The sequence below is a fragment of the Rhizobium sp. P1_E6 genome, from assembly GCF_056405875.1.
The window spans coordinates 1-10,065 of the sequence record NZ_JBFUBG010000139.1; the positions used below are offsets into that span (position 1 = coordinate 1).

At 59.9% G+C, this 10,065-nt stretch carries 9 protein-coding genes; 7 read left to right on the top strand and 2 right to left on the bottom strand.

The features are described from left to right. Positions 1-176: 176 nt before the first annotated feature. The 5 genes from AC1D35_RS33145 (at position 177) to AC1D35_RS33165 (ending at position 5,696) form a co-directional block, all read left to right on the top strand. A complete protein-coding gene (locus AC1D35_RS33145) occupies positions 177-566 on the top strand; it encodes a RidA family protein (protein WP_113301303.1) in 390 nt (129 codons plus the stop codon). A 23-nt stretch (positions 567-589) separates the two neighbouring features. Next, positions 590-1,456, top strand: a complete 867-nt coding sequence (locus AC1D35_RS33150; protein WP_113301302.1) for a MurR/RpiR family transcriptional regulator — start codon at positions 590-592, stop codon at positions 1,454-1,456. 19 nt (positions 1,457-1,475) lie between these two features. Beyond that, a complete protein-coding gene (locus AC1D35_RS33155; RefSeq protein ID WP_477942086.1) occupies positions 1,476-2,252 on the top strand; it encodes an SDR family oxidoreductase in 777 nt (258 codons plus the stop codon). 30 nt (positions 2,253-2,282) lie between these two features. Then, entirely contained in the window at positions 2,283-4,199 is a 1,917-nt protein-coding gene (locus AC1D35_RS33160; RefSeq protein ID WP_477854066.1) for a beta-N-acetylhexosaminidase, read from the top strand. 279 nt (positions 4,200-4,478) lie between these two features. Then, positions 4,479-5,696, top strand: coding sequence for an MFS transporter (locus AC1D35_RS33165; protein ID WP_477832163.1), 1,218 nt, complete (start codon positions 4,479-4,481; stop codon positions 5,694-5,696). A gap of 27 nt (positions 5,697-5,723) precedes the next feature. On the opposite strand, the gene AC1D35_RS33170 is transcribed toward AC1D35_RS33165, so the two are convergent. Continuing rightward, positions 5,724-7,115, bottom strand: coding sequence for an aldehyde dehydrogenase family protein (locus AC1D35_RS33170; protein ID WP_115037896.1), 1,392 nt, complete (start codon positions 7,113-7,115; stop codon positions 5,724-5,726). A 1-nt stretch (position 7,116) separates the two neighbouring features. Next, positions 7,117-8,763, bottom strand: coding sequence for an acetolactate synthase large subunit (locus tag AC1D35_RS33175; RefSeq protein ID WP_113301297.1), 1,647 nt, complete (start codon positions 8,761-8,763; stop codon positions 7,117-7,119). Positions 8,764-8,930: 167 nt separating this feature from the next. On the opposite strand from AC1D35_RS33175, the gene AC1D35_RS33180 reads away from it, so the two are divergent. Both AC1D35_RS33180 and AC1D35_RS33185 read left to right on the top strand, forming a co-directional pair. Beyond that, complete coding sequence (locus AC1D35_RS33180) at positions 8,931-9,065, top strand: hypothetical protein (protein WP_477854068.1); 135 nt, start codon at positions 8,931-8,933, stop codon at positions 9,063-9,065. A 476-nt stretch (positions 9,066-9,541) separates the two neighbouring features. Further along, entirely contained in the window at positions 9,542-9,910 is a 369-nt protein-coding gene (locus tag AC1D35_RS33185; protein ID WP_477854069.1) for a hypothetical protein, read from the top strand. Positions 9,911-10,065: the final 155 nt, after the last annotated feature.

Sequence of the window (10,065 nt, forward strand, 5' to 3'; positions counted from 1 at the left end):
TCTCCCAAATGGCGTGCCGTGCAGCATCGGAAGACGGGAAAGGATTCTTGAAAGGATCGCGCATTCTCGGCCCCGAATTTAAATTCTTTTCATAAATGGCGTTTTTCTCTGGTCAAAATCCGCTTTCTATGGTCCCTTGTCAACTTATCAAGAAAATAATTTGCAGGAACCCCAGCATGTCCATCAAGCGATATGGCACTGTTCAAACGGGCGCCGGCGGCAAGGCGCTGCCTTTCGCGCGCGCTGTCGAGGCCGATGGCTGGCTCTACGTTTCGGGCCAGGTAGCAATGGAAAACGGCGAGATCATCGACGGCAATATCGTTGCCCAGACGCACAAGACGATCGCCAATGTGCTCGCCATTCTCGATGAAGCCGGTTACGGCGTCGAGGATGTCGTGCGCGTTGGTGTCTGGCTGGATGATCCGCGCGACTTCTGGACCTTCAACAAGATCTACCAGGACTATTTCGGCGCGCATCCGCCTGCCCGCGCCTGCGTCCAATCGTCGATGATGGTGGATTGCAAGGTCGAGATCGACTGCGTCGCATACAAGAAGAAGGTCGACTAGGAGATCGGCAGGGAGGAACCGGCTTGGATATCTTTTCGACATTGCAGGAAGACAAGAGCCGACTCTCCGCCTCCGAGAGCCGCATCGCCGAAATCGTCGTCAATGATTTCGAATTCGCCGTGAATGCCTCGATCATCGAGCTTGCCGAACGTGCGGAAGTGTCGCCGCCGACGGTCACCCGTTTCTGTCGCCGGCTCGGCTGCGAGAGCTTTTCCGATTTCAAGGTGCAGCTTGCCCGCACCGCCCATGTCGGCGTGCGTTACCTGAAGCCGGAATCGAAGAGCCACGCTCCCTCCGACGTCGCGCAGGATATCATCACCAAGGCGCAGAACGCATTGTTCCTGCTGCATCGCTCGCTGGACCTGACGGCGATCGAAGCTGCCGTTGCGCAGATCGCCAGGGCGGAGATGATCTATGCCTTCGGTTCGGGCGGCAATTCCTCGATGATCGCCGACGAGCTGCAGAACCGGCTCTTTCGGCTTGGCTTGCGTGCCACGTCCAGCTCCGACCACAGCATGCAGCTGATGATGGCGGCAGCTGCAAAGCCAGGCGACGTGATCATCGGTTCGTCCTTTTCCGGACGCAATGCCGAGCTGGTGCGGGCCTTTGCGCTCGCACGCGAGGGAAAGGTCAGGACCATCGCGCTGACGCAGACCGACAGCCCTGTCGCCAGCGCCGCCGAAATCGTCGTGCCGATCGATCTTCCGGAAGGTACCAACATCTATCGGCCGACATCCACGCGCATCGCCTATATTGCGACCGTCGATATCCTGGCGAGCCTCGTCGCCTATGCCATCCAGCCGAAGGCATTGACGACGCTCAGACGCATCAAGCAACAGCTGGTCGCGCACCGCGATGGCGACGACGACAAGCAGCTGCTCGGAGACTGATCAACAGAAGGAAGCGGCAATGACGCAATCGGTGGCCATCGTAACGGGTGCAGCAGGCGATATCGGCGCGGCGATCGCCGGCCGGCTGAGCGACGATCATGACGTCATCCTGCTTGCCGATATCGATGCCGGCGCCGCGGCGGCCACGGCCGGCAGGCTTGGACCGACGGACCGTTTCATTGCCGTCGAATGCGATGTGACCAGTGAGACCAGCTGTGCGGCTCTTGCCGGACGCGCTGCCGAACTCGGCAGCCTGCGCACGCTCGTCAACAATGCGGGGGCTGCCCGCGCCGTCAGCCTGCATGACACGACGCCGGTGATCTGGCGCGCCGACAACGCGCTCAACCTCGAAGCGGCTTTCCTCTGCTTCAGGGCCGTCGCGGATCAGCTGAAGATGTCGCGAGGCTCGGTGGTCAATATTGCCTCGGTCAACGGTATGAATGTTTTCGGCCATCCGGCCTATAGCGCCGCCAAGGCCGGTCTTCTGCATTTCACCCGACTTGTCGCGGTCGAATACGGGAAATTCGGGATCCGCTCGAATGCGGTCGCCCCCGGAACAGTCAAGACGCAAGCCTGGGAAGCCCGGGCAGCCGCCAATCCCAATGTTTTCGAGGATGCCCGCCGCTGGTATCCCCTGCAGCGCGTCGTCGATCCCAAGGACGTCGCCAATGCCGTCGCTTTCCTGGCTGGACCACAGGCAGCGGCAATCACCGGCATCTGCCTGCCTGTCGACTGTGGCCTGACGGCCGGCCAGGCCGAGCTCGCCCGCACCTTTTCGCAGTCCGAGCACTATTGAACATCTCAAGAGAATCGAGAGGAACGAGACATGAAACCGGCCTGCTACCGCCTGGAGAACAGCTGGAACCCTGATGGCGGGCCGAATGGCGCGTTCACTTTCACGCTTTTCAATCTTTCCGATAAGCCGCTTTCCGCTTTCAAGCTCGTCTACACGTCACTCACCCGGGTCATTGACGCCAGCGCCTGCACCAATGCCACCTTCCTCAGACGCAACGCCAATTTCCATGAATTCGCGTCACAGGCCGGATTGGCTGTTGCTGCCGGCGAAAGCTGGACCTTCACGGTCGCCGGCCTGCATCGTCCGGCACGCCACTGCACTGACGGCGCCAAGTCCGCCTATCTGACGCTGTCATCGGGAGAGCATCTGCCGGTCGCCGTTTCCGATCTGCTGCTCGAGGGCCGTGTGAGCGAACCTCCGCCCGTGCTCCTGCCCGGGGGCCGCCTCGATCTGCCTTTTGCATTGCAGCCGTGGCCGGCCGAGATCGACGCCAAGCCGGGCGACGACTTTCCGGTCGTCCTCTTTCCGGAGGGAGCGAGTGCCGAGGAATTGGTGGCGATCTCCGAGGTCATTGCCCTGACGCACCGCCTTTTCGAGGGCGACCATTCGGTTTTCAATCTCGTGGCCTCGCCGCAGGGCCGGTCACTCGCCTTCGAGATTGACGCCGGGCTCGATGGCGAAGCCTACCGGCTGCGCTTTGCCGCAGACCACATCACGCTTTCCTATTCGGGAGCTGCCGGCCGCCAATATGGCCTCACTTCGCTTGCGCAATTGCTGAACGGGGCGCGCGTGAGCAAGGGCAAATTCCGCTTTCCGGTTTCCGGAACGATCTTCGACCGGCCGCGCTACAGCTGGCGCGGGTGCCATCTGGACGTCTCCAGGCAATTCTATCCGGTTGTCGACGTCAAGCGGCTGATCGACATCCTTGCCTGGTTCAAGTTCAACATCTTCCACTGGCACCTGACCGATGACGAGGCCTGGCGCCTGGAGATCAAGGCCTATCCGCAGCTGACGACTACGGGCGTGCTGCGCGGACCGGACGAACCGCTTCTGCCGCAGCTCGGCAATGGCGCAGAGCCCGCCGGCGGCTTCTATTCGCAGGACGATGTCAGAGACATCGTCGCGCATGCCGGCGCCCTCCATGTCGAGGTCGTGCCGGAGATCGACATTCCCGGCCACAATGCAGCGACACTGATCGCCCTGCCCGAACTGACCGACGGCCAGGAGGCCCCGGAAAGCTACCATTCGGTTCAGGGCTATCCCAACAATGCGCTGAACCCGGCCGTGCCGCTGACCTACGAATTCCTGGAACAGGTTTTCGACGAAATGGTCGAGCTGTTCCCCTCATCCTACATCCATATCGGCGGCGACGAAGTGGCGAACGGTTCCTGGCTCGCCTCGCCCCGTGCCAAGAAGCTGATGGCCGATGAAGGCATTTCCGGCACGTTCGGACTGCAGTCCTTTTTCCTGAAGCAGGTCAAAACGATGCTCGACAAGCGCGGCCGCAAGCTCGCGGGATGGAACGAGGTCGCCCATGGCGGTGGGGTTGCGGCAGAAGACAGTCTGCTGATGGCCTGGGAAAATCCACAGGTCGGCATCGAACTTGCCGGCCAAGGCTATGATGTCGTCATGACCCCCGGCCAGGCCTACTATCTCGACATGGTCCAGGCCGAGGCCTTCCAGGAACCCGGCGCAAGCTGGGCCGGCACCGTTCCGCCAGCCCACACCTATGCCTATGAGGCAGCCGGCGAATTCCCCGAAGAGCTGAAGCACAAGCTGAAGGGTGTCCAGGCCTGCATCTGGTCGGAACATTTCCTGTCACGCGGTTATTTCAACCGTCTCGTCTTCCCCCGTCTTCCGGCAATTGCTGAAGCTGCCTGGACGCCGAAGGCAGCCAAGGATTGGGACCGGTTCGCGGCGATCGTGCCACTGAGCCCGACACTTTGAAATGGCAACGTATGCCGCAATCGGCGCGGCGAGCGCTAATCGGAAGCTTATTGCGCCGCTTCTGACCCTGGCCAAGGGTATGGAGCGTTTGATCCGGCGGGACATCGGATAGCTGATGAATGTAAGACCGAAGCGCGCGGCCTTTCCCTTCGGCAAGGATTTCGGCTACACGACGCATGCCTGCCTTCCAAAGCACTTGCATGCCAGATCCATGGCGGTCCTGGCGAGGGCGGGACGTTCCCGTCCCGCCTGGCGCGCTCCAACCCGTTGACGACCATCATGAACCGCTTGATCCCCGACGTTTTCCGTAATCCTGCAATCCGCGTGAGCATGATTGCCATTTTCACGTTCGGATTTGCGGGCGCGACGACGACCCCTTATCGATCCGTGGTCGGTATCCTCGAACTCGGCCTGTCGAACGAGGTTTACTCTGCGCTGATCTTTGCAGCGGCGGCCGTCAACGTGATTGTCAGCATTCTTTTCGGCAATCTTGCCGACCGGCTCGGGGAATATCGCACGATGATGCTTGTCGCGGCGACGTTCGGTGTTGTCGGCTATGGCGCCGTCTACTTTTTTCCCACTCAGGGAATCTTTGTCCTCAGCGCGCTTCTGCTGCTGCCGGTCTATGGCTCGCTGAACTCGTTGCTCTTTGCCAATGTGCGTGCCGCAGCCAGGGGAATGGCGCCTGGCGAGGTGGCGACCGTCAATTCCGGTGTGCGGGCAATGATCTCACTCTCCTGGGTGCTTGTTCCGGGGCTAACGGGCGTTCTGCTGTCCTCCTCGCCCTCCATGTTACCGGCCTATCTCTTTGCTTCCATGTCCTGCCTGGTCTGTCTCGGGCTCGTCGGCGTCTTGCTGCCACGGCAAAGCGGCACGGACAATGCCGCCACGCACCATCTCTCCTATCTTGCCGCACTCGGCCAGGTGATCTCTCCGAGGATCATCAGCCGGGTGATGGCGGTCGCGCTGATCAGCAGCACCTTGCATGTGAACGACGCGATACTTCCCCTCGTCGTCACCGGCGCCGCCCACGGCACGGTCGCCGATATCGGTATTCTGGTGGGGATCGTCGCACTTCTGGAAGTGGTCTTCATCATCGTCTGGTCGCGCATGCTGCGCATTGTCGGCCAGCTTGCAGCCCTTGTCCTCGGGGCATTGATCTACGCGGTCTATCTGATCCTTCTGGCTTTTGCCGATCAACCCTGGCATGTCTACGCGCTCACCCTCATCAGCGGCATTGGCGCAGCGTCGCTCATCTCCATTCCGATTACCTACCTTCAGGACCTGATCGCCGATCGGCCCGGTCTCGGCAGCGCGCTGATCTCCGTCAACATCTTCCTCGGCGCCGGGCTGAGCGCCGTCCTCTTTGCGGCAGGGACTGCCATCACCAGCTATTCCGGCACGGCGGTGGTCGCTGCTTTCTCGGGGCTTGCCGGGACGGCGTGGCTGCTGTTTCTCGACCGGCGGGCCTCACGGTCCGCAGCCGGTAACGATTGAAGCGACCCTCGGTGCGCGAGACAACGCCTAACTTACCCCATTCAGAACGACCATCTTGTCATCGGCCATCTCCTGCATCGTCCAGGGGATACCGCCGACGCCATAACCGGACTGGCGGCGACCTGCGAACGGCATCCAATCCGTCCGAAACGCAGTGTGATCGTTGATCAGAACGGCTGCTGCATCCAGACGTTTCGCCGCCCGGAGTGCGACGGCGATATCCGAGGAAAATACGCTCGCCTGAAACGCATAAGGCAAGGAGTTGGCAATCCGAACCGCATCGTCGAGGTTCTGGTAACCGTAAACACAGGTCAGCGGGCCGAAGACTTCTAGCTGCGAGACCTTTGCGTCCGCCGGCGGATTGATCAGGACCGAGGGCAGCAGCGTCGTGTCCGAAAGACGCCCACCCCCGAGCTGCCTTGTTCCGGTATCAACCGCTTCCCGGATCCAGTTCGACACCCGCTCCGTTTCGCGTGGCAGGATGAGTGGCCCCACTTCCGTTTGCGGCAACGTCGGATCGCCGACCCGAAGAGCCGCGACCCCGGCGGCTAGGTTCTCGGTGAACGGTTCCAGGAGATCCTCGTGCACGAATATCCGCTGGACCGATACGCAGACCTGCCCCGCATGATAGTAACCGCCTTTGATAATAGGGCCGACGACCGCGGCCGCATCTGCACTTCGATCAACGATGACAGGTGCTGCGCCGCCATGTTCAAGTGCACATCTCGTACCGGGCGGCAGCTTGCTCTTGAGATACCATCCGACTTTCGCCGATCCGATGAAGCTCAGAAACGCAACGCGGGGATCGGTCGCAAACGATTCAGCAAGGGCGTTGTCATCGGTGACGAAGGTTTGACACCAGCGCTCGTCCAGGCCGGCCTCCCAAAGCAACTTCACGATTTCGATACACGAGATCGGCGTCGTTGCAGCAGGCTTTACGATAACGGGACATCCGACGGCGATGGCAGGCGCAATTTGATGGACGATGAGATTGAGTGGATGGTTGAATGCCGAGATCGCCGCTACAACACCAATCGGCTCCTTGGTCGTGAAGGCCCACCGATTGAGACTGGCGGCAGTCAATCCCATCGGGACTTCCTTGCCGCCGAAGTTGCGGATCTCATCGGCGGCATTGACCAGCCCGTCGATCGCTCGTGTGACTTCGATGATCGCGTCCGCCAGCGGCTTGCCACCTTCCCGCGCGATCATCATTGCGAAGCGGTCGCGATTGTCGTGCAGGAGCGCTGACGCCTTTCTGAGGATCGTCATGCGCTGATGGGCAGGCAACCACCCCTCGCGATCGGCAAAGGCTTTCGCGGCAATATCCAGCTTGCGGTCAAGTGAAGCGGCGTCATCTGTGGGCAACTCGGCGATGATCGCCCGATCGAATGCCTGATAAACCGTCAGGGTAAGCGACATTTCATGCCTCCAGTATTGCCGGCAGCCGTTCGCGCAGCTCTTTGACCAGCACACGTTCATTTTCCGAGTAGTCGATGGGGACATTAATTAGATGCACGCCCCCACCCTTGAAGGCATCCTCGAGCACCTGCTTGAACTGGCCGATTTCATCGACCCTTGTGCCTTTGGCGCCATAGGATTCCGCATATTTGACGAAGTCCGGATTGCCGAATGTCATTCCGAAGTCCGGAAATTCGTCTACAGCCTGCTTCCAACGGATCATCCCGTAGGCGTCGTCCTCAATGACGAGAATGACGAGGTTCAGGTTGAGCCGGACGGCGGTTTCCAGCTCCTGCGAATTCATCATGAAGCCACCGTCGCCGCAGATCGCCATGACCCGTCGTTCCGGATAAAGCATCGAAGCGACCATTGCCGATGGAAGGCCAGCCCCCATCGTCGCGAGCGCGTTATCGAGAAGCAACGTGTTCGCCATTCTGGTGCGATAGTTGCGAGCGAACCAAATCTTGTACATGCCGTTGTCGAGAGCGAGAATGCCGTCATGGGGCATGACCTCGCGGATGTCGTGGACCAGCCTCTGAGGCGTAAACCGTTGTTCGGTCGCGCGGTCTGCAATTCGGTCCAGAATTCGCTCGCGCAGGTGAAGAAGCGCCTGCGCGTTCGGCAACTTGCCCTCCAGGCGATCTGCGAGCGCCTTGAGTGACGGCCCCATGTCGCCGATGACCTCGGCCTGAGGAAAATAGACCTGCTCGACCGTTGCCGGCTGATATCCGATATGAACGACTTTCGGACCGCGCCTGCCCATGATGAACGGTGGTTTTTCGATCGTATCGTGGCCGATCGTGACGATCAGATCTGCCTGCTCGATGGCCTCGTGAACATAGTCTTTCTCCGAGAGGGCCGCAGTGCCCATGTAGAGTTCGGTTCCCCCTGGAACCGTCCCCTTCCCCATCTGCGTCGTGAAATAGGGGATGCGGGTTCGAATAACGAACTGCGCGAGGTCTGACGTGGAGCGGGGACGAGAGGCTGCTGCTCCGAACATGAGCAACGGACGCTTGGCCGATGCAATCAGGGCCGCGGCACGATCGAGCGCAGCATCGCTTGCCGTCGGCAGTTCGAGCTGATGCGGGGCGATCAGCGCGATGTCCTCACATTCCTCCGCAGCGATGTCTTCAGGCAGTTCGAGATGAACCGGACCAGGCCGTTCCTCCTGCGCGATCCTGAACGCTTCCCTCACCATGGTCGGGATCATCTGCGGCGAAACGATCTGGCGCGTGAGCTTGGTCAGCGGCTTCATCGATGCGATGACGTCAACAATCTGGAAGCGAGCCTGCCGCGATGACAGAATTCCCTTCTGGCCGGTAATCATCACCATGGGCATCGCGCCGAGAAGCGCGTAGGCCGCTCCCGTCGACAGGTTCAACGCTCCTGGACCAAGCGTCGTTAGGCATACGCCAGGCTTACCCGTCAGTCGCCCGTAGGTCGCTGCCATGAACGCGGCCGCCTGCTCGTGTCGCGTGAGCACGAGCTGGATGGACGACTTGCGGATGGATTCGACGACGTCGAGGTTTTCTTCGCCTGGAATGCCGAAGATGCGCTCCACACCTTCGTTTTCAAGCGCCGCAATGAGGAGATCTGAGCCTTTGGTCATGGAAGGTGCCCGTGTGAGTTGGCGTCGCGGTCGAGAGCAACGCGATGAGAGACTTCAGACAGTCAAGATAGGTCGATTTACGGTCCGAACCAAACGCTCCATATTGCAGATTTTGCAGTCGAGATATGCTCTCAGAACCTTCCTCGGGTTTGTGCGGCGATTCAAGCGTGATGCTGCAGCTCGCCAGCGAGGAAATCGATAAGGGCCTGCACGCTGTGGCTGGCCGCATTCCCGTTGGTGACCGCATACCCATTGATGCCGGCAAGCAGAACAAAGATGGCTTCGGCATGACGCACGCCTAGCCAAAACGTGGAATTCGATTAACTCAACATTATCTGTCGTGAGGAGTTAGCCGCTATGCAAATCAGCAGTTCCTGGCTTGATATCTGGACGATCATGTTGATTGGGCCCGGTGTAATTGGCGGTTTGATGTTGATAACGGGCGTTATTTACCTCTCTTATCTCTCGGAAGAATGGGCACGGCGGAAGTCTCGGTCTGCGACATCACAAAACGGCGCATTGAGCGGTGTTCAATTCGAGCGCAGTGAGGGCGGCGCTTGGCCGACATCACGCGGCGACGGAAGCGGAGGAGCGCATCAATGAACAACCGAGTCGTTTGATGAAGCGGACAGCTGATATCTCAGAGAACGGAAGAGCGGCGAGGACCTCTTCTTGCCTCTCCATTATGGAGCTCATCAGAATGTCCGATGTGTTGGAGCGTTCCAGGAATTTTGTCAGTACCTTTTCTTCAGACTATCCCTGACCAACCCGGGCAATCATGAGCAACAAAGGTCGTTACTCTCCAGCACCGAAAGGCGGCCGCTTTGGTAGGGTGCTGGGCTGGACCATACTGGTGTTGGGTATGCCCCTGGCGCTTCTTGCTGCCTTGATGCCATCAAATGAATACCAGGCGACACTGGGCATCGACGCGCTGGACTGCGACGGCCTGATCAATGTGGCGATCTTCGCCATTCCCGCGCTTTTCATCTACGCAGCGGGTTTCGTCGTCAACGCCATTGGTTGGCGTAATCGGGCGAAGCGCGTGCTCGCCATTGCCTGCGCTGTCATTTGCGTCGCGGTTGCAGCGAATCTTGTTCGTGCCGTTATCGAAGACGGCAAACAGCAGGCGGCCTGTCTTGTCAGATAGAATCAAACAGGATCTTGGATCGCAGCACGAAACAACGCAGCCTCTTCAGGCGTGCTCCCTAAGATCGCCTCTTGCGATCCGGCAAGGGCGGCGAGGATACGCTTGGGCCGCGAGTAACACACTTGATGGGATGTGAATTGCGGACTCCCTTTACC

Excerpts from the sequence above, each read along its gene's own strand:
- AC1D35_RS33185 (WP_477854069.1), top strand. The coding sequence starts at position 9,542 with ATGAGCAACAAAGGTCGTTACTCTCCAGCACCGAAAGGCGGCCGCTTT.
- AC1D35_RS33155 (WP_477942086.1), top strand. The coding sequence starts at position 1,476 with ATGACGCAATCGGTGGCCATCGTAACGGGTGCAGCAGGCGATATCGGC.
- AC1D35_RS33145 (WP_113301303.1), top strand. The coding sequence starts at position 177 with ATGTCCATCAAGCGATATGGCACTGTTCAAACGGGCGCCGGCGGCAAG.
- AC1D35_RS33160 (WP_477854066.1), top strand. The coding sequence starts at position 2,283 with ATGAAACCGGCCTGCTACCGCCTGGAGAACAGCTGGAACCCTGATGGC.
- AC1D35_RS33165 (WP_477832163.1), top strand. The coding sequence starts at position 4,479 with ATGAACCGCTTGATCCCCGACGTTTTCCGTAATCCTGCAATCCGCGTG.
- AC1D35_RS33175 (WP_113301297.1), bottom strand. The coding sequence starts at position 8,763 with ATGACCAAAGGCTCAGATCTCCTCATTGCGGCGCTTGAAAACGAAGGT.
- AC1D35_RS33170 (WP_115037896.1), bottom strand. The coding sequence starts at position 7,115 with ATGTCGCTTACCCTGACGGTTTATCAGGCATTCGATCGGGCGATCATC.